General features: G+C 41.5%; 20 protein-coding genes. 3 read left to right on the forward strand and 17 right to left on the reverse strand.

The features are described 5' to 3' along the window. The first annotated feature begins 142 nt into the window (after positions 1–142). On the forward strand, positions 143–1,354 hold the full coding sequence (locus NST74_RS26080) for an oxalate decarboxylase family bicupin (RefSeq protein ID WP_341115225.1): 1,212 nt from the start codon (positions 143–145) through the stop codon (positions 1,352–1,354). An 87-nt stretch (positions 1,355–1,441) separates the two neighbouring features. Here the strand turns inward: NST74_RS26080 and arsC are convergent, their stop codons facing one another. The 7 genes from arsC to NST74_RS26115 all read right to left on the reverse strand — a co-directional run bounded on the left by arsC (position 1,442) and on the right by NST74_RS26115 (position 8,713). Then, positions 1,442–1,861 (reverse strand): arsenate reductase (thioredoxin), encoded by a 420-nt coding sequence (arsC, locus tag NST74_RS26085; RefSeq protein WP_341115981.1) that lies wholly within the window; start codon positions 1,859–1,861, stop codon positions 1,442–1,444. A gap of 21 nt (positions 1,862–1,882) precedes the next feature. Continuing rightward, positions 1,883–3,172, reverse strand: coding sequence for an arsenic transporter (locus NST74_RS26090; protein WP_341115228.1), 1,290 nt, complete (start codon positions 3,170–3,172; stop codon positions 1,883–1,885). A 112-nt stretch (positions 3,173–3,284) separates the two neighbouring features. Continuing rightward, the gene (locus NST74_RS26095; protein WP_341115231.1) at positions 3,285–3,617 is read right to left on the reverse strand and encodes an ArsR/SmtB family transcription factor; all 333 of its coding nucleotides are present in this window, start codon (positions 3,615–3,617) and stop codon (positions 3,285–3,287) included. 259 nt (positions 3,618–3,876) lie between these two features. Next, entirely contained in the window at positions 3,877–5,202 is a 1,326-nt protein-coding gene (locus tag NST74_RS26100) for a sensor histidine kinase (protein WP_341115233.1), read from the reverse strand. Continuing rightward, on the reverse strand, positions 5,203–5,871 hold the full coding sequence (locus NST74_RS26105; protein WP_042131111.1) for a response regulator transcription factor: 669 nt from the start codon (positions 5,869–5,871) through the stop codon (positions 5,203–5,205). Between the two features lie 28 nt (positions 5,872–5,899). Further along, positions 5,900–7,891 carry an ABC transporter ATP-binding protein/permease gene (locus NST74_RS26110; RefSeq protein ID WP_341115238.1) on the reverse strand — a complete coding sequence of 664 codons (1,992 nt, stop codon included), beginning with the start codon at positions 7,889–7,891 and terminating at the stop codon, positions 5,900–5,902. Between the two features lie 294 nt (positions 7,892–8,185). Further along, the gene (locus NST74_RS26115) at positions 8,186–8,713 is read right to left on the reverse strand and encodes a DinB family protein (protein WP_445668160.1); all 528 of its coding nucleotides are present in this window, start codon (positions 8,711–8,713) and stop codon (positions 8,186–8,188) included. 111 nt (positions 8,714–8,824) lie between these two features. On the opposite strand from NST74_RS26115, the gene NST74_RS26120 reads away from it, so the two are divergent. Then, on the forward strand, positions 8,825–9,199 hold the full coding sequence (locus NST74_RS26120) for a hypothetical protein (RefSeq protein WP_042131112.1): 375 nt from the start codon (positions 8,825–8,827) through the stop codon (positions 9,197–9,199). Here the strand turns inward: NST74_RS26120 and NST74_RS26125 are convergent. From NST74_RS26125 to NST74_RS26135, 3 genes are all read right to left on the reverse strand, one after another. Beyond that, positions 9,196–9,852 (reverse strand): response regulator transcription factor, encoded by a 657-nt coding sequence (locus NST74_RS26125; protein WP_042131113.1) that lies wholly within the window; start codon positions 9,850–9,852, stop codon positions 9,196–9,198. The genes NST74_RS26120 and NST74_RS26125 overlap by 4 nt on opposite strands. Next, the gene (locus NST74_RS26130; protein WP_341115242.1) at positions 9,830–12,217 is read right to left on the reverse strand and encodes an ATP-binding protein; all 2,388 of its coding nucleotides are present in this window, start codon (positions 12,215–12,217) and stop codon (positions 9,830–9,832) included. The genes NST74_RS26125 and NST74_RS26130 overlap by 23 nt, the downstream gene beginning before the upstream one ends. Before the next feature lie 136 nt (positions 12,218–12,353). Beyond that, complete coding sequence (locus NST74_RS26135) at positions 12,354–13,163, reverse strand: CPBP family intramembrane glutamic endopeptidase (RefSeq protein WP_341115244.1); 810 nt, start codon at positions 13,161–13,163, stop codon at positions 12,354–12,356. Positions 13,164–13,411: 248 nt separating this feature from the next. Between NST74_RS26135 and NST74_RS26140 the strand changes: the two genes are divergently transcribed. Beyond that, positions 13,412–13,591, forward strand: a complete 180-nt coding sequence (locus tag NST74_RS26140; protein ID WP_076120322.1) for a hypothetical protein — start codon at positions 13,412–13,414, stop codon at positions 13,589–13,591. Positions 13,592–13,655: 64 nt separating this feature from the next. On the opposite strand, the gene NST74_RS26145 is transcribed toward NST74_RS26140, so the two are convergent. From NST74_RS26145 to NST74_RS30055, 7 genes are all read right to left on the reverse strand, one after another. Then, positions 13,656–14,240, reverse strand: a complete 585-nt coding sequence (locus NST74_RS26145; protein WP_197069716.1) for a dihydrofolate reductase family protein — start codon at positions 14,238–14,240, stop codon at positions 13,656–13,658. Positions 14,241–14,299: 59 nt separating this feature from the next. Beyond that, positions 14,300–15,298, reverse strand: coding sequence for a globin-coupled sensor protein (locus NST74_RS26150; RefSeq protein ID WP_042131118.1), 999 nt, complete (start codon positions 15,296–15,298; stop codon positions 14,300–14,302). A 236-nt stretch (positions 15,299–15,534) separates the two neighbouring features. Continuing rightward, on the reverse strand, positions 15,535–16,158 hold the full coding sequence (locus NST74_RS26155) for a nitrite reductase (RefSeq protein ID WP_341115250.1): 624 nt from the start codon (positions 16,156–16,158) through the stop codon (positions 15,535–15,537). Between the two features lie 32 nt (positions 16,159–16,190). Then, entirely contained in the window at positions 16,191–18,623 is a 2,433-nt protein-coding gene (locus tag NST74_RS26160; RefSeq protein ID WP_341115253.1) for a heavy metal translocating P-type ATPase, read from the reverse strand. A gap of 206 nt (positions 18,624–18,829) precedes the next feature. Next, a complete protein-coding gene (locus tag NST74_RS26165) occupies positions 18,830–19,159 on the reverse strand; it encodes a four-helix bundle copper-binding protein (protein WP_341115255.1) in 330 nt (109 codons plus the stop codon). Positions 19,160–19,280: 121 nt separating this feature from the next. Continuing rightward, on the reverse strand, positions 19,281–19,466 hold the full coding sequence (locus NST74_RS30050) for a glutaredoxin family protein (RefSeq protein WP_445668218.1): 186 nt from the start codon (positions 19,464–19,466) through the stop codon (positions 19,281–19,283). Further along, a complete protein-coding gene (locus tag NST74_RS30055; RefSeq protein WP_445668161.1) occupies positions 19,454–19,546 on the reverse strand; it encodes a glutaredoxin family protein in 93 nt (30 codons plus the stop codon). Before NST74_RS30055 ends, NST74_RS30050 begins: the two co-directional genes overlap by 13 nt. Positions 19,547–19,617 lie beyond the last annotated feature (71 nt).

Genomic DNA, 19,617 nt, shown 5'->3' on the forward strand with positions numbered 1-19,617 from the left:
TTAGATCCTCAATCTATATAAGTAATAATCAATGATCCCTTGGCGCATGTCAACTTGTTCCACTTTTGTTATTCATCATAAAAGACAGGATTCTGCATATATTTCCATTGAGTTATTTAGAATCAAGAAAGGAGTGCGATGGATGACCGATGCTGGACAGGATTCACCAAGAAAGACAAATATCCCCCAGCCCATTCGAAGCGATGGCGCAGGGGGATTAGATAAAGGACCGCGTGATATTATGCGGGATTTGGAGAATCCGGATATGTTTGTCCCTCCCGTGACCGATGCCGGTCTTGTCCCCAATTTAAAATTCTCTTTCTCCGATGCGCATATGCAGCTTAACCATGGCGGCTGGTCGAGAGAGGTGACGGTCAGGGACCTCCCCATCGCCACTACACTAGCCGGCGTAAACATGAGCCTTACCCCCGGAGGAGTACGCGAACTCCATTGGCACCAACAAGCAGAATGGTCCTATATGCTGCTAGGTCGAGCTCGAATTACTGCCGTGGATCAGAATGGTCGAAACTTCATCGCCGATGTGGGACCAGGCGATCTTTGGTATTTCCCTCCGGGTATTCCCCACTCATTACAGGGTCTTGAAGAAGGCTGTGAGTTTCTGCTTGTATTCGACGATGGAAGTTTCTCTGATCTAAACACCTTGTCCATTTCCGATTGGTTTGCCCATACTCCGAAAGAAGTGCTTTCGGCTAACTTTGGGGTGCCTGCCGCTGCATTTGACTCTATTCCCACCGAACAGGTCTATATTTATCAGGATCAGGTTCCGGGTTCATTGCAAAGCCAAAAGGTAGAATCTCCATACGGAGAGATCCCACAAACCTTTAAACATTCCTTATTGGCTCAACCTCCGCTGAAGACTCCCGGCGGGAGCGTCAGAATTGTCGATTCCAGTAACTTTCCCATCTCCAAAACCGTAGCTGCCGCATTGGTAGAAATTGAACCCGGAGGGATGAGAGAGCTGCACTGGCATCCAAATAACGATGAATGGCAATATTATCTTACCGGAAAAGGAAGAATGACTGTATTTGCCGGAAACGGTGTAGCACGAACGTTTAATTACAGAGCAGGCGATGTAGGGTATGTTCCTTTTGCTTTCGGACATTATATTCAAAATACAGGCGAAGATTCCTTATGGTTTCTTGAAATGTTTAAGAGTGACCGCTTTGCTGACGTTTCTTTAAACCAATGGATGGCACTCACTCCTCATGAATTGGTTCAAAGTAACCTAAACGTTGGACCAGAGGTTATAGACGCCTTAAGGAAGGTGAAATGGCCCGTAGTGAAATACCCTAAGCCAAGCAAAAACGCCTCCGGTGTCCCCAAAGGGCGGTAAGCGTTTTTGCGAGAAATATAAGGATAAGGTATCGGGTGAAACTTATACTTTCTTGTATTTTCTTAAAAAGGATGCTTCATCTAATAACTATTCGCCAGACTCCGCAAATTGTTTGATTCTTTCCTCTATCTGGTCACGCACACGCTGGAACACTGCCCACTTCTCTTCATCGGTGCCTTGCGCTTTTGCCGGATCATCGAAGCCCCAGTGTTCCCGCATCACCTTCGGAGGTGTCGTTGGACATTTATCCGCAGCATCCCCGCATAAGGTAATGACTAGATCAGCGTTATTCAGCAGATTAGAATCAATCATATCCGAGGTCTGTCCGGTGATATCAATTCCTACTTCGCTCATGGCTTGTACAGCTTTTGGGTTTAGACCATGGGCTTCAATTCCAGCGCTATACACGTTCCATTCCTTCCCTAAATATCGCTTAGCCCAGCCTTCGGCCATCTGACTCCGACAAGAGTTTCCTGTGCATAAAAAATAAATGGTTTTTTTGTTCATCATGATCTTCCCCTTTTCAAATTAGGTAACCAATAACCACAAATAAAGACCGAGAAGCGTAATAAACAACGTCGGGATGGTTAATATAATTCCTGTCTTAAAGTACGTTCCCCAGGATATCTTCACACCTTTAGCCGACAGTACATGCAGCCACAGCAGCGTGGCTAATGAACCAATTGGAGTGATTTTAGGCCCTAAATCTGAACCTATAACATTCGCATATATTAAAGCCTCTTTAATGATTCCGGTTGTATGCGTTGCATCAATTGCGAGTGCGTCAATCATTACAGTAGGCAAATTGTTCATCATCGATGAGATCAATGCGGCAATGAAGCCCATACCCATGGTTGCAGCGAACAGACCCTGATCAGCAATCACGCCAATCGCTTTAGCAAGTAAATCTGTTAGACCCGCATTCCGAAGTCCATATACCACGACATACATTCCGATAGAGAAGAACACAATTGCCCAAGGAGCTCCTGTAATCACTTCTTTCACCTTGACGTAAGGGCTTCTTCTCGCGAGGAGCAGGAACAGAATTGCAATAATTCCCGCAATCACTGATACTGGAATATTCAAAAATCCACTGACGAAATATCCTATTAGAAGAATAGCCAGTACCATCCAAGACAGTCGGAACAATTTCTTATCCTTGATAGCCTCTTGCGGTTCTTTTAGCTGAGAGTCATTAAATTGCTTCGGAATACTTTTGCGAAAAAAAATATAGAGCACCACGATACTCGCCATCAAAGAGAATAACGTAGGTACGATCATCCTCCCTGCATACTCCATAAAGGTAATCCCAAAAAAGTCGGCCGATACGATATTCACAAGATTGCTAACCACAAGCGGCAATGAGGTGGTATCCGCTATAAAACCACTGGCGATAATGAACGGAAATACTTTTTTCTCATCAAAACTCAGCGCCCTTACCATCGCAAGCACAATAGGCGTAAGAATAAGGGCCGCTCCATCGTTCGCAAAAAAAGCAGAAACCAATGCACCAAGAACGATAACATACACAAACATTCGTGTTCCGTTCCCCTGTGCCGCCCGCGCCATATGTAACGCAGCCCATTCGAAAAATCCGATACTGTCTAGAATTAATGAAATTAAGATAATTGCGACAAACGCCAAAGTAGCATTCCACACCATCTGTGTTACTTCGAGCGCATCATTAAAGCTGACGACACCTACTAATAAAGCGATGATAGCCCCGCCGCAGGCTGACCATCCAATCGATAAATTTCGAGGCTGCCAGATCACAAAGATTAAAGTTACTATAAATATAAGTATGGCTAGAATGGCCACTGTGCCATCCCCCCTGAACTGTACAACCACATCTTTCTCAACACCCCTATAATCTACGAATACATATCACCATATAACTATATAGTTATATGTAGTCTAAAAAAATCCACAACTAGTTTGAATCGCAGCACGTTGCCTTAAGTTCTTTATTCAGAGCAGTCAATATTGATTCAGAACTAGGCATCTCTTGAAGAACAGCTCTAAGATGCGGTTTATCCTCCACATTTAACGAATAATGTACCCACTGTCCTCGTTTGCTTTCCCTTACGATCCCTCTACTCTTCAGTTTTCGTAAATGCTGACTAATCGCCGGCTGGGATATATCAAAAATATCAACAAATTCACACACGCACCATTCCCGTTCCTTCAGAAGAGAAAGCATAGCGAGACGTGTCTTATCTCCTAGTAGCTTCAAGTCATCAGCAATATTCGTAAGTGAATCCATTTCTTCTTCCCCTCCCTCCAATGCTTATATAAGCGAATGCTTATATTATAATGATCTAGATAGGAAGAAGCAAGAATTTTATGTACTCGCTTCTCTTAATTGTTCTCAGAGTTTATATTTTGATTCAGTCCGTTAACTATTCATATGACTTGATATTACATGTAAATTTGTCAGATCATATTTATGAAAAAAAGACCGACAGCTCTCTTGCGAGAGCTATCAGCCTTATCTATTTCTATGGACTTATTTAGCATGTGATTTAGGTTCTTGGGATGGTTACAATAAACTGAGTACCTTCTCCTACTTTGCTCTCTACATCAATTTTACAATCATGTATTTTTAGAATTTTCATTACAATGGAAAGTCCTAGTCCATTCCCTTTAAGGGCACTGCTCCGCGCTTTTTCCACCATATAGAATCGATCAAAGATGAGCGGAAGTGCTTCCTCTGGAATCCCTCGTCCTGAATCTTTAATATATACCTTCACAAACGGCTCAGATACCTCGATTTCCACATGAATGGTACCCTCTGGTTCCGTATATTTAATAGCATTATTTATCAAATTCTGCCAGACCTGATCAAATAAATCTTTATCCACCGTAATCTCGCAAGGCAATAAATCCAATTCAATCGTAATATCCTTCTGCTCCCACTGTGGTTCCGCAAATACAATCGTTCTTCTTAATTGTTCGTCTAATTGGAAGGTGGTGGGATTCACCGGATGATGTTCCGTATCGAGTGACGCTAACCGGAGCAGATTATCACTAAGCCTAGAAAGGCGTAATGTTTCCTCATAAATAATATCCAGATGCTCCTTTTGCTCTTCCAGTGGAATGACACCGTCTTGCAGCGCTCTTGTAAAGCCTCTAATCGATGTAAGGGGTGACTGCATTTCATGGGAAACATTGCTGACAAAATCATCACGAACAGAGTCCATTTTCTGCAGCTCACTTGCCATACGATTAAAGCTTTCCATCAATTCACCTAACTCATCTTTATTACGATAAGTTAATCTGACAGATAAATTGCCTGACGCCATTTCCTTAGCTGCATCTGTCAGCTTGTTGATAGGCTTCACTATATACCTGGACATGAACAAGATAAGCAAGCTTCCAATGATTAGTACAGCTAAAAGTGTAGACAAGAGCGTAATTCTCAACCCTTTTACAATCGATGAAAAATCAAGCTTGATGATGAAAGCGCCTTTCGCATCATCTATCTTAGGAATCCCTACGATAGCAAGTCCACTCTTGCCCGATAGAAAAACGGCATCGCTTGTGTTTGGTTTGAACAGGGTTGCGATTTGTTCCTTGTTTAACGAAAATACAGCGTTGCTTGGCTCATTAACGATCGCTATATCTATACCAAATCGATTAAGCAGGTCTGCAAACGCATCTACTTTTTCCGGATCATCGATTAAAGTTATCACCTTAGCTATATCTTTAGCAATATTAATGAACATATGGTTTGGGGTATTATTTTTTTCTGAAAACTGCGTAAAAAGAACAAAGGAAATAATTAAACTTACTAAAACAATACCAATAAAAGTAGCAACGATTCGAAGACGAAGGCTTTTTCTCAGCATCTAGGCTAGCTCCAAACGATATCCAAGTCCTCTTACCGTAGAAATAATTAGCTGCGGAATGGGTTCAAGACGTTCTCTCAAGCGTTTGATATGCACATCAACCGTCCTCTCATCGCCCTCATAATCCATTCCCCAGACATTTTCTATTAGCTGAGTCCGTGTGAAAATTTGCTTTGGCGAACCCGCCAAAGCAAATAACAATTCACATTCCTTCTTTTTTAATTCAACCGTTTGATCGGCATTAGTGACTGTTAAATTCCCTAGATCAATCGTTGCTCCCCCTAATTGAATAACATTCGAAGGGGTCACATGATATCTCTTCAATAATGATTTCACACGGAGAACCAATTCTATGGGATCAAACGGTTTTACTAAATAATCGTCTGACCCGGCATTAAATCCCCTGACTTTATCCTTAGACTCTCCTTTGGCTGTAACCATAAGGATTGGCATATCGATATAAGATCGAATATCTTCTGTCAGTTCAATACCATCGATATGCGGCATCATCACATCCACAATTGCTAAATCAATTTTCGTATGAGCCAGAATATCTAATGCCATTCGACCATCTTCCGCTTCCACTACGGAAAACTGATTTTTTTCAAGATATAATCGGATTAATTTTCGGATATGGGAATCATCATCAACCACTAGAATTGTGCTCATACATCAATGTTCCTTTCCAAAGTTGTATTTATTCGTATCTTAGAGATTCCATTGGATCGAGCTTGGCCGCCTTCGATGAAGGCATCAAACCAGCAATAATACTAATCCCTGTACTTACAACTAATCCGAATACGATATAAGATCCAGAGAGATTAATAAGCTTGACTCCGAAAGCATTTTCCAAGAAAATATTTAATCCATAGCTAATGACTGCTGCAAAGACTACCGCAATAATACCACTAAATATTCCCAATAATGCAGATTCGGAAAAGAATATTCGCTTGATATCTTTCTTTCTTGCCCCAATTGCACGAAGAATTCCAATTTCTTTAGTCCGTTCGACTACACTAATATAAAGCACAACCAAAATCATAATCCCTGATACGATGAGTGAAATCCCTGCAATACCAGACAAAACGATCGTAGCCATATCCACATAAGTCGTAATACGCTCCATGATTTTTGCTGTTTGGGAGCCCGAGAAGCCCGCATCAACAGCCGCTTTATTAATATCATTCACATATTTCATATCCGTTGCAAAAGCATTAACCTGAATCGGCCCAATGGCAATCCCTTTATCGGCATACATTTGCTCCAGTGTCTGTGTTGGAATATACCCTGTCGGTGACATTTGCGCTCTTGGATCAGTGGCTTCATAAACACCAGAGACAGTAATTTCTTTTTCCAACGTTATCGGTTTATGTTGAGCATCCATTTCAGTAATATACAGATGAATAGACTTCCCTACCATAGTATTTGGTTGGTCATTTCCGCTTAATTGACTCGCTATTTTCGTTGGTAATAACATTTCATTTTCTTTTGGTAAAGCCCCTGCTTTAATCGTCGCTTTATCAAACGTATCGTTTAAGGTGGTTAATTGTGTGAGACTACCCGTTTGATCACCAAAAACCGTAGTAGATTTGCCTGTAATGGTTGTAATGGTCTCCACATGATCTACATTTGGAAGGTTCCGAATCGTTTCAACATCGGCCTTTGTAAACGAAACGCCTGGTAACATCATCGCTTCTGGACCTTTCATGTCCTTGGCTTCTGGATTCGGCTTAGTGATATCCACCAGTAAAGGGTCCATACTTGAATTAATTTCGTTATTAATATAGCTCGTGATCCCATTCCCTAAGGAAAGCATCAAAAGTACACTTAAAATACCTATCGAACCGCCCAATGCTACCAATACATTACGTTTGGCGTTGAGCTTCATATTTTGAAGGGCCATTTTGAAAGAAGCCATTAAGCTGAGGTTTCGGGCTGAACCATCACCCCCATCGTAGGTAGCCATGGAACGTTCCTTCAAATGAATATCGTCTTTCACCAATCCCTCTTCAAGCTTAACGATACGGCTACCGTAATCAGCTACTTTTTGTGAGTGGGTCACAGTAATGACCAAAATCCCTCTTTTCGCAATGCTGTCCAACAAGACTAATATTTGATCACCTGTATCTTTATCCAGCGCACCCGTAGGTTCATCGGCCAAAATAATGTCTGGATTATTCGACAATGCACGTGCAATGGATACCCGTTGCTTCTGTCCACCGGACAGTTGATTCGGACGTTTTTTCAGATGATCCTTTAATCCTACCTCAGTCAAAATCTCTATAGCACGCTTATTCCGTTCCTTCTCACTCGTATTCGTCATCTGCATCGCAACCGTAACATTCTCCAACACTGATAAATGGGGGATCAGATTGAAGTTTTGAAATACGAAGCCGATATTATTCTTCCGGTAATCATCCATTTCCTTTTCGGTCATCTTGCTCAGGTTCTTTCCGCGAACAAGAACATCGCCCTCATAATCAGAGTCCATTCCACCGATGATATTCATCAGTGTGGACTTACCACAACCAGACTCACCGAGGATGGAGACAAATTCACCTGTCTCAAAGCTTAAGTTGACATCATGGAGTACTGGAACTTTTTCCTTACCATACAAAGTATACGATTTCTTAACATTCTTAACCTCTAATATGTTCATTTTGATTTCTTCCTCTCTTAGATCACGCACGTTTTCTCTTCCTTTGATGTTTCCAATCCTAACAAATTTATGTGAACTGAAAATGAACTGAAAACTTTCATGATTTCCACAAAAAAAGACAACCTTCAATAACTGAGGTTGTCTTGTAAGGATTATTAAGAACTTAGTGAGTCAAATTATAAGCTAAATGGCCAATTTCTTTTCCTGCATAATAAACAATATCTATAATTAGTACCGTTACTATAACTTTCGAGAGCAGCGGATACTTTTTAAATAAGGGCATTATACTTTCCTCTATGAACTTCATTTATGTTCCTCTTTCCTTTAAGCTAGCGCTCTTTTTCGTATTAATCTGATTTGACCTCTGTGATTGATTTCATCTTCGAATACATGAAACCACATGAAATAGCGATTCGCTGGTTTGTTATACCAGAACTCTTCTTCAACATCTAACCAGTCATCATCCACGGTTGAAAATAATTCGTAAGTTCTTTCTCTTACTTCATTTAAACGGTCTAAATAATAACTAAGCTCATTTCCTTTAATAACCGTTCGACCTTCATCCCCTAAGTTCAGTGCCGGTCCCCAGATTGTTAGCTCTTCTTCGGACAAATCTCTTCCCTCAAACGTTGACACTTGATACGCATATTCCACGGCAGCGTAGTGTAATAATAATGCGCCAATAGAGTTACTCTCCGAATCCAATAAATAGTCTAGCTGATCAACACTTAAGTCCTTAACAGCCGCTAATGTTGTGTGTCTTGCATAATTCATCATAGATAAAAGACGACTAATTTGCGGTGAGTAACCAGGAATATCTGAGATAAGATAAATTCTGTTCATATCGATCATTGGAATCTCTCCTTCATATCTTTGGAATTATAAATCCACATCCCTGAATGGTTCAGAAGCATTCATTACAGGTAATGACAAACAAGAAATCAAAGTGAGGTGCTTAACACCATGAATAAGACTAACAAAACTATGTATTGGGTCGTATGGATAATTGCTCTTATAGGAATTAATTGTTATGCCTTTCCACTGGCGATTTGGTCCACCTTTGCTGGAACAGAAGAAGCTAAATGGCTATGGATACTTATAGCCGTTGGAATTTATCTTCTATTAAACTTAGGAATCATTCAGATGTATATTGCCATCAAGCAAGACAAGTTTCGGTTTGTATGGATAGGCTTAATCGTTGCCGTTGTTCAGTTTATTGCAATGATGATTCTAGGTGGCGAATTTGAAGGAGATATGCCTCTTCTTTTGGGGACCCTTGCCGTCTTCATCATTCTGATAATTGCTCAGCGATATGATAACCACACAGCAAGATATTAAAATTGCTCTGATCTAACAAGTCCCAGACGCTTTCCCTCCACGATTGCTTCGGATCTGGAATGTACACTCAGCTTCTCGAAGATTCTCGTCAAGTTATACTCCACAGTCCTTTGTGACATTAAGAGCTTGCTGGCTATGTCTTTATTGCTTTTTCCACTGGCTACTTCTTGGAGTATTTCTTGTTCCTTTTGATTAATAGATACCTCTTCAATGAGTTGAGTACCACGATTGTTAGTTATCTTAATATCATTTCTTCTTAGCTGCTTAAGTAAGGAAACTGGAATAACAGCCTCATTTCTTAATGCGCACCGAATGGTATTTAACAACTGCTCTCTGGAAGCTGTTTTAGAGATAAATCCCGTAACCCCCGACTCTATCAACAGGTTATAATGGGCACTGATTTCATATCCGGTGTAAATCACCACTTTAGATTCGGGATCACGCTGAACAGCCCTTTTAGTGAATTCAAGTCCGCTAATTGTAGGCATATTAAGATCGCATAAAATCACATCAAATTCTTGCTGCTCTAGCCTATCGAAAGCTTCCATCGCTGACAAAACAAAGGTTACCTCCATATCAGCATCCTGCTCAATCATATTCCTGGTTCCTTCTCCGACTGAAGGATGATCATCAACCAACAAGATACGTATCATCGCCATCGCCTCCTCTGTTCTTTTCTTCCGCGAAAGTCGTTGTCGGTAAATAAATAATGACCTCTAGCCCCTTACCCTTCTCAGAGTTAAACGTGCATTTTCCTTCTAAACTCGCTACACGCTCTTTGATACCAGACAAGCCCATATGCTGAAAGGATTCCTTAATATCCACGATATTCATGCCTACTCCATCATCCTTGTAACGGAAATAGAGATACTCTTTCTGATCAAGCTCAAGCTCAATCTGATTTGCCTTAGCGTGCTTCGCGGCATTCCGTAAAAGCTCCTGTACAATTCGATAAATGGTGATCACTAGTTCGTCATCCAGCTCGCCTATCGGACTTGAAGTAAAGGTAATAGTATAATTGGACTGTAACTGAGCATACTCAAACAAAATCTCCAGCGCCTTCACAATTCCAGCTTCTCTAAGAAGCGGAGGACGCAGTTCATTGCAAGTCTCCCGAATCTGATAGATGACATCCAAAAGCCCTTCTTTAATCTGAAGCAGCTCCGGTAAGATTTCCGTTGAAATGTCGTGATCGGAGATCAGTGTTTCCAGCCTACGAAGCCAAATAAGCTGATCCTGAAGTGCAGAATCATGTAAATCCGCCGCCAACTTTCTACGTTCATTCTCTGATAAGTTAAAAATCAGGCGCAAAACCCATGGGGTCCCATGGTGTTCTTTTTTCATTTCAGCTTCAAGGTCTTCAATTAGGCCTTCAATCAGATATAAATTTTCATAGACGATGCTTGCATAGTTTGCGATGGTACTTAACCAATTTATCTCTTCTCTGTTAAACTTGATATGATTCTTCTTATGATCGATCCATAAGAGATGAACACTCTTTTTATGACGGCCTATCACTAGTAGGATCCCTTGCTGGAGTTGAATCACCTCACCTACTTTAAGAACAGGAGATTGTGATACAAAATGCAAATGGATTTCTTGGCCTGAATCGTCCACAAGTGGATGAAGAGTACGCAAATTCTCAGCCTCATCTATCTCAAAAAAAGCTGACCGATTCACCGGCAGAATCTCATTGATCTCCTTGTTGAGTGCAGCTTCCAAATCAGATATCTTCATAACCTTTGAGATTTGCTTAGAGAATCGTTCCAAACTTCCTTGATAATGGTGAAGTTCACGGAACAGCTTAGGCCGGAAATAATAATCTATTTTCTCCTTGAAGAATAAGAAGGTCGTAATCGATAAATATACTACCAAAAACATCTGCACCCATTTGATCCAATCATATTCCGGTCTACTCTGAATGATCGCAAGCACTGACACAATCATTAGCGCCGGAATAAAAGCAATGAAAAGATCATATTTGAATCGACTAAAAGCGAAATCAATATCAAAAAGCTGTTTAGCAGTGAGCAGATAAAAATAGGTAACCGGCATTAAAAACAAGAAAATCGTAGTGATTTCGTAAGGAATCAAATCGACCCCAAAAACTATCGGCACCGCTGATAGAAGAACAAAAGGTGTAAACGAAAGGATCTGTCCGGTGAGCATTATTTTAAACATCGATTTAAGTGCTGTGCTCCGATAATTGATGTATAAATAGAGCAGCTTAACTATGCTGTATAGGATGCCAACTACAAAGAAACCGATAACAATCAGACGTATCAAGGAATATAAAGACCTATCCCAGGAGTAAATAACTAAACTTAAGGTTGCCAGCATCCCTAACAAAATGACGAACCCATAAAAAATCTTAATTAGAAAAGTCGAAAGAAATAGAACATTAAATCGTTTCAGATGCACTTGGAGAAAATGGATAAACACCAGCGGGATTAAAGGTAACAGGCAACTCATAGTAATTCTAGCGATGAGGTCTGATCTGCTTGAGGCATATCCCGCAAAGTACGTCACGCCCACCAATAAAAAGAACAAAATTAGTAGTTCTGCTGCGCGTTCTCCACTTTTTCTACGGTATAAAAGAAGACTCAACACGGCCAAAAAAACAAAGGTCGCTCCAGGAACTACAAGCTGTGCAAACGTATGATATACGGAGGATTTATTCTTGATATCATAATGTTCTGCCACCTGAGCACCCTCTCTAGAAATACGGAGTAGGTCAATGGAATGAACTTGCGTCAGATTTCCATATCTCACGGGTCCATCCACTTTCTCAATCGGTGTTCCATTAACCGCTACTATGATATCTCCTTCTCGCAGATTCTGTTTATAACCTTCACTGGAAGCATCAATCTCTGCGATAAAATATTGTCCTTGTTCATTCTGCGCCAAGCCGACTTCAAGTAAGAGGTTGGAGTGAATGATCCCCACAAAATGAATGATAAGAAACGCAAAAATACAAAGTGATCCTGATATGTAAACATAACGGAGCTTCACTCTCATTTGAATCCCCCGGAACAACAAAATTATACATATTTGTAATCCAATCCGTGTATTCTCTACCATTTTAAATGAATTCAACAGGGAATAATATACTTTTATGCATGATATTCCTTCATTTATAGACGAACGCGCAAAGCTATTGCCCTAAACTGATCGACTGCCGTTTTATCTTGAGGTTTCGATTCAGCATCCAGATGGCCACAGCGCCATATAAAATCACCGGGACCCAACCACTCTCTCCAGCTACATACTCCAGCATCGGCGATGAACTGGCAGTAATATTGCGCAACACACTATCCACCGCATTATTAGCTCCATGCAAAAGCACTGCCGGCCATATGCTGCCAGAGGTCAGACGCAGTTCATTAATAATGATTCCCGCAAATACAACGGATAAGGTGAACAGGGTCAACACAAGCCAGCGGTTTCCTGAAGAATGATAGGCCCGCGGGCCAAGAATCGCCGGATAATGCCATATCGCCCAGATCAAGCCCATCGTGATACTGGAACTAACTCTTCCCATCCATTGAAAACGCGGGAGCAGCCAGCCTCTCCAGCCTATTTCTTCACCCAATGCGGATAGCGAACCCAGAACAATATAAACGATCAAATATATAGCAGTCTTGATCCATGAATCTGGAGGCACCAAGCTTGATGCCCATCCTGTCCAATAGACAGCATATCCTGCTCCCAGTGAAATTACAGGAATGACTAAAGCCAATGCGTATTCTTTCCCTCCTCTAAATTTGAAGCCTAATCTCCTCCATCCCTCAGCACGATAACCGTCTCGCACAATCAAAAACATCATGAGACATACTGCCAGTAACGGAGTGAATCCGTACAAACCTTGTGCTGATTCTGGGAGTAGCAGCATTCCAAGCGCCATTGCCCACACGATAAAAATAAATAGAAGAGATTGTTTCTTGTCCGAGAGCAATACTCTCACCTCACTTTTTTCGTTTTATAGCTTCCTATTTTTCCTATATAATCCAATTCTACAACGACAGTCAGGACCTATCACCGAAAACAACTGCCGTTAAAACCACAAATATATTGCGTTGGTACGTGTGTGTACCGCAATATAAAGACTTTTGCACTTCACAAAAAAAGTCGATTAGCGCTCCTGGATCCGTAGCAACCAAGGGCTGGCATAAAATTCAAACTTCCTTCTCATACTATGGGGAGAATATGGAGGTGAATGTCATACCTAAAAATAATGCCAGTCCCAAAGGTGAACCGGGAAAACATCAACCGAGTAAGAAAAACAACGCACAGAATAACAATAATTTTAATGAAGCGGCTCAGATGGTAAACATCGATAAAGCTGCCGATTACGTCCCCAGCTTAAACGGTGTCTCTAAAACAGACGTCTAAAGTGCATTGCTAAACCAAAAAAACACTCCTCAGAATATTCTGAAGGAGTGTTTCAATTCAAAGATTATATGCGATACGTTAAGCCTACCACACCGTTGCTGTAAGCTTTTGAGTCCACAAGCTGAAGAGGAACCAGATTCGTGATTTCGTCAAAAAGCCGCATTCCAGAGCCAACGACTACGGGACAAATATTAAGCCTAAGCTCATCTAGCAGTCCATTCATCAATAGGGATCGAACTAATCTCGGACTGCCAGGAATCTGAATGTTCTTTCCAGGCTGTTGCTTTAGCTTCGTAATTTCCTCGAAGAGCTTCCCCTTAATCAACGTCGCAGGTTGCCATTTGAGCTTATCCTCCGTAATTGTACTTGAGACCAGATATTTAGCAGAACGGTTCAGAAATCTTGCCATAGGCAGATCGTCACTCTGATGCTGCCAGAACTGGGCTAGCATTCTGTAAGTACGTGGTCCAAGCAGTACAGTGTCCGCCTGAGCGACACCTGCAGCAATCGTCTCGTTCATTTCAGTACTCCCCCACTTCTTAGGTGAGGCTTCAAGCGAGTCTACCACTCCATCCAGCGACATGAATAATCCTGCCACGATCTTTCTAGTTGAAGCTTCTGCATCTTGTACATAATGTTCTACGGACACACTCATCGCTCCCTGTATCAGGAATTGAGACTTAATAAATCAATCAGCAACTTGCTTGTTCACTTCAATTTTTCTAACTCAACGGTCACTTTTTCAATCAGACTCACGAAAGATACCAGTTCTTGAGAGCCCTTCACCTGATCTCTGGAATACATAGAATTGTGTTCCGACTCTTTTTTCACCTTGGACAGTGTGGAGTTGATATTATTCAGCTTCTCATCAATCGTACCTACTGAATCTTTAGAGCGACGCGCTAACTTTCTTACTTCATTCGCAACAACTTCAAAGCCTCTTCCATGCTCCCCTGCTCTTGCCGCTTCAATCGCCGCGTTTAAGCCCAAAAGATGCGTATGATCAGCCACTTCTCTAATCATTGTACCCACTTGATGAATAGACTCTACCTCTTTGTCGAGATATAACACAGTTTGATGTGTTTTCTCTTGATAATCAGCATTCTTACTAGCTAATTCCTCTATAGATTCACTGCTGTCTTTTAGTTGAACCATTAAGGATACTAATTCTTGAACCGCAGAACTAACCCCTGTAAGCAAGTGGTTTTGCTTTTCCAATAAATTTTCTATTTTCGCTTTTTCATCGACTTCGTAGGCTTCAAGAACCAACTGAGAATCCAGATTAAACATCTTAGTTAATGCATGAATGACGGGTTTCCACTCGGTCGGTAATATCCGTTCAAAATAAGCTGTAGCGAGATCCAAATATAATATGTAAGTGCCCAAATACCAATTCGTTGTCAGACCAATACGCGAGTGAATTTTACCAATAAGCAGGCGTCTTTCAATAAATGCTTCATCAATCACACCCGATGCCATGGATAAAAAATACCACTGTTGCGTTTCCTTCAATCGATCAAGTGTACTGTGCTGTTCAATGATGTGGAGTAGCTCAGGCTCCTCAATCATCTGTTTATACAATTCATCTACAAGCGAGCTAACGATTTGCTTGAATTCTTTTTCCTTACTTTTCAATACATTTAAATCAGCCTCAGTAATCCCAATATAGCTAACTTGCTGTTGTCGCTCTGAACTAAGATTGATCATAATTTGGTCAACTTCCCTCTCATACTGTTTATATAATGATCATCGCATCTTCCATGCCATCCCCTATGGCATCTATTTATCTTGATAATAAAGGTATTATTTTAATAAATTTTAACACTATATTTACTTAAATAGTTTATTAATTTTACAAACTTTGCATTTCGCAGCATTATTCTTAGATCACACTAAAAAGAGGAGCTCCTATAAAGGAAGCCCCTCTTAAAATTATAATTTTACTATACTGCAACAACTTGTTGCATCGATTCTAATGTCATCCTGTCAATAAACTTTCTGAATTTCTCTTTCCCTTTGGCGTTGGCCTTATAGTAGTTAATCAATGACAAAATCAGTGGAATGAGTTGATCCTCAGTCAGCCCTGATCTAAAGGATTGTGCGATTGAAGTCTTAAGCCCCTTAGGTTCTCCTCCAACAAAAACCTCATAAGTATTACGCATTTTCACAACGCTAATATCTTTCAACAAGGGTTCACTTGTTCCGAGTGCACAGCCCGCATAACCAATCTTCAGTGGCCAAGGTGTTTCAATCCCTGCTATAGACTGATTTAATTTCTGTGCAACTGCCAGCCCCGCATCCTCAGCCCCTCTGCAAAAATTACAGGCAATCAGACTTTTTGTGACAAAACCTGCAGGATATACTTCCAAGCCCGTACGCTCAAGTTGTTCCACAATCTCTTCTCGTTGCTCCAGAGGCACCTCCAAATAAAGCTGTTTAAAAGGTGTCATCTCAATTTTTGCATTCATCCCTTGAATAGCTCCTATCGTAGCAAGCTGCTCTGGTGTAAACAGGCTTCCCCCCACTTGAATTGGAGGCGCAACTGCGATTTTCATTATCTCTCCCATATCCTTATCTCCGTCTCCATTCCTCTAGTGATTTAGTTACGGATCTTCACACGTTGCAGACGAAGTGCATTAAGAACAACGGAAACCGAACTGAGAGCCATTGCTGCACCCGCTAGCCATGGAGCCAAGAAACCAAGTGCTGCGATTGGAATCCCAAGTGAGTTGTATCCAAGTGCCCAGAATAGATTTTGTTTAATATTAGTCATCGTTTTACGGCTCATGTAGATGGCATCAGGAATACTGGATAGATCGCCACGCATTAAAGTAACATCCGCAGCTTCCATAGCCACGTCCGTACCGGTACCGATGGCCATCCCAATATCTGCAGTAGCTAGAGCTGGAGCATCGTTAATACCATCGCCGACCATAGCTACTATCTTCCCTTGCGCTTGTAATTTTTTCACTTCCTCCGCTTTTCCTTCTGGAAGCACTTCAGCGCGTACATGATCAATGCCAACTTGGGCAGCGATCGCCTTTGCCGTACGTTCGTTATCTCCGGTAATCATAATGACCTGGATGCCCATTCCTTTCAAGCGACTGACAGCAGCCTGAGAGGTTTCTTTAATGGTATCCGCTACAGCTACCATACCCACGTACCCTTTATTTATAGCAACAAGCATCGCTGTTTTACCGGATTCTTCTAAAGTAGACATGATGTTATAAGCATGACTTGCCTCTACTCCGTATTTGTCCATGAGCCGACGAGTACCAATTAACAGCTCTTTGCCTTCCACGACAGCCTTGATTCCAAAACCCGGTATGGCTTCAAAAGATTCTGTCCCTGGCAATTCAATATTTCTTTCTAAGATGCCTGCGACAATAGCTTCTGCAAGTGGATGTTCTGAATTCTTCTCAGCTGCACCCACCAGTCTAAGAAATTCCGTCTCGTTTCCTTCAACCAAAATATCGGTAAGCTCAGGTTTGCCCTTTGTTACTGTACCTGTTTTATCTAAGATGATCGTGTCAATTTTATGCGTTTGCTCTAAATGCTCTCCACCTTTGAACAGGATTCCCAGTTCAGCTGCACGTCCGGAACCAGCCATAATGGAGGTTGGTGTAGCCAGACCCAAAGCACAAGGACAAGCGATAACCAGAATCGCGATTGCCTTTTCCAAGGCTCCTGCAAAATCACCTGGTGTTACGATGAAGTACCACACTAAAAATGCAATAACGGCAATCCCAACAACGATAGGAACAAAGATACCGGAGATGACGTCAGCAACCCGTTGAATAGGAGCTTTCGAACCCTGCGCTTCTTCAACCACTTTAATAATCTGTGCAAGAGCAGTTTCTTTACCTACTTTGGTTGCTCTGATTCGAAGCATACCGTTCTTATTAATCGTCGCTCCAATGACGGAATCTCCGGCTTTCTTTTCAACAGGGAGGCTTTCGCCTGTCAACATGGACTCATCTACCGACGAGATCCCTTCCAGAACTTCACCATCCACAGGGACTTTATTCCCTGGACGAACAAGGACTATATCACCTGCAATAACTTCCTCTACAGGAATACTTAATTCTTCACCATCGCGGACAACCAAAGCCGTCTTAGCTTGCAGACCCATCAAGGATTTAATTGCTTCCGATGTCCGTCCTTTTGCCAAGGATTCGAACAATTTTCCCATTAGAACGAGAGTAATCAATACTGCACTCGTTTCATAATACATTTCTGGTCCATGATGCGCGCTCCCACCATCAACAGCCCAAACTATGGTTAGGTACAAGCTGTAAAAAAAGGCTGCTGAGGTCCCCAGTGAAACCAGTACATCCATATTCGCACTGCCGTTACGTAGCGCTTTATAGGCACCGATGTAAAACTGTTTACCAATATAAAATTGAACCGGTGTTGCCAAAACCAATTGGAACCATGGATTCATAAAAAGATCCGGCAGCCATATCCACGAAGTGAACGAAAAGTGGCTCACCATCGCCCACAGTAGCGGAAACGATAGAATTGCGGAGATCAGAAGCTTTCGTTTTTGCTTGGATAAATCTTGTTGTCGCTGCTCTGAGGGGTCACCTTGCTCCTGTTTGGGAGCAGCCTTGTATCCAAGCTTCTCTACCCGCTTCTGCATATCAGATACAGAAACTTCAACGGGGTTATATTCGACATGGGCTGTTTCCATCGCAAAGTTCACATTAGCCGTGCTTACGCCTGGTAGCTTATTGAGAGTCTTTTCAATTTTCAGCGCACAAGCGGCACATGTCATACCTACAAGCTGTAAATCTACAGTTTCTTTAGCCGTGCTATACCCAAGCTTCTGAATACTTGCTTCCATCTTACTTACGTCCACTATGTTCGGATCATAAGTCACTGTAGCCCTCTCCATTGCGAAGTTTACGTTGGCTTCACTTACACCTTCTAGTTTATTCAAGCCTTTTTCTATGCGGTTTGCACATGCTGCACAAGTCATCCCTGTGATCTGAAGTGACGTTTGCGATTGCCCCGCCCCAGTAGTAGCCATTATATAAACACCTCTTCCACTTTTGTGATGATTCCATGGTTTGTATCATCTTCTTCTTAATGTTAATATACCCCCCTACCCTATATTATGTCAAGCAACAAGCTCTACTGCAAATACCTAAAAAGGAGCATTCTCAGAAACAGAAATCCTGTTTCTGAGAACACTCCCTCTTTACATTCGTCTGATTTGAAGCACTCTCTACTAGGTTAAGCGGCCATTTCACGACAAACTTTTGCACAGGCAAAACATGCTTCTGCACATTGCTGGCAATGCTCGTGGTCATGTCTTTTACATTCGTTTCCACAGGCTTCACAAGCCTCTGCACAAGCTAAACATAGGGCTTTAACATATTTACTATTCATCGACATGGCATGCGCAGTGAATCCGCATATCTCTGCACATTCACGATCAAGACGAATGCACTCCTTCATCATGGCAATATGGTCTTCCTCCAAGCAAGATGAGTAACAGTGATTACAAGCAACCATACATTTTAAACACTCTTCAATACATGCTTTATAATTTTGATGTGACATCGTAAAAGCTCCTCTCAAGTTGTAGTTTAGGATAGTCCCCTACTCTATATATACCCAATTGTGAGCTAACTTATCATGCTCTGAGAAATTGCCGGATGATGATTATAAAAAGTCCTGAGCCTTAGACAAGAAGCTGCTTCTTAATTTCTTGACGATTGAACACAAATCCGAAGAATACCTGATTGTTAATGAAAATGGTAGGAACCAGCCTTTTTCCTGTTCGATTAAATAGTGTATCTGCATGCTCAGGATGATCTGCAATATTAAATTCAGTAAATGGAATACGATGCTCATTTAAGAAGTAAATGGAATACGATGCTCATTTAAGAACTTTTTAAAACTTCTGCAATCCTCACAGGTCGGTGTTGTAAATACCTCTACATTCATATGGATCTCCTTCCTTCAGTATATTCTCTAGCATCATTAGTATACCCCCCTATACTATATTTGAATCTAAA

This window comes from Paenibacillus sp. FSL F4-0125 (genome assembly GCF_038008565.1).
Lineage (GTDB): Bacteria > Bacillota > Bacilli > Paenibacillales > Paenibacillaceae > Paenibacillus_AQ.

Coding starts and splice junctions, on each gene's coding strand:
- NST74_RS26080 (WP_341115225.1), top strand. CDS start 143: ATGACCGATGCTGGACAGGATTCACCAAGAAAGACAAATATCCCCCAG.
- arsC (WP_341115981.1), bottom strand. CDS start 1,861: ATGAACAAAAAAACCATTTATTTTTTATGCACAGGAAACTCTTGTCGG.
- NST74_RS26095 (WP_341115231.1), bottom strand. CDS start 3,617: ATGGATTCACTTACGAATATTGCTGATGACTTGAAGCTACTAGGAGAT.
- NST74_RS26100 (WP_341115233.1), bottom strand. CDS start 5,202: ATGCTGAGAAAAAGCCTTCGTCTTCGAATCGTTGCTACTTTTATTGGT.
- NST74_RS26105 (WP_042131111.1), bottom strand. CDS start 5,871: ATGAGCACAATTCTAGTGGTTGATGATGATTCCCATATCCGAAAATTA.
- NST74_RS26115 (WP_445668160.1), bottom strand. CDS start 8,713: ATGATCGATATGAACAGAATTTATCTTATCTCAGATATTCCTGGTTAC.
- NST74_RS26120 (WP_042131112.1), top strand. CDS start 8,825: ATGAATAAGACTAACAAAACTATGTATTGGGTCGTATGGATAATTGCT.
- NST74_RS26125 (WP_042131113.1), bottom strand. CDS start 9,852: ATGATACGTATCTTGTTGGTTGATGATCATCCTTCAGTCGGAGAAGGA.
- NST74_RS26130 (WP_341115242.1), bottom strand. CDS start 12,217: ATGAGAGTGAAGCTCCGTTATGTTTACATATCAGGATCACTTTGTATT.
- NST74_RS26150 (WP_042131118.1), bottom strand. CDS start 15,298: ATGATCAATCTTAGTTCAGAGCGACAACAGCAAGTTAGCTATATTGGG.
- NST74_RS26155 (WP_341115250.1), bottom strand. CDS start 16,158: ATGGGAGAGATAATGAAAATCGCAGTTGCGCCTCCAATTCAAGTGGGG.
- NST74_RS26160 (WP_341115253.1), bottom strand. CDS start 18,623: ATGGCTACTACTGGGGCGGGGCAATCGCAAACGTCACTTCAGATCACA.
- NST74_RS26165 (WP_341115255.1), bottom strand. CDS start 19,159: ATGTCACATCAAAATTATAAAGCATGTATTGAAGAGTGTTTAAAATGT.
- NST74_RS30055 (WP_445668161.1), bottom strand. CDS start 19,546: ATGAATGTAGAGGTATTTACAACACCGACCTGTGAGGATTGCAGAAGT.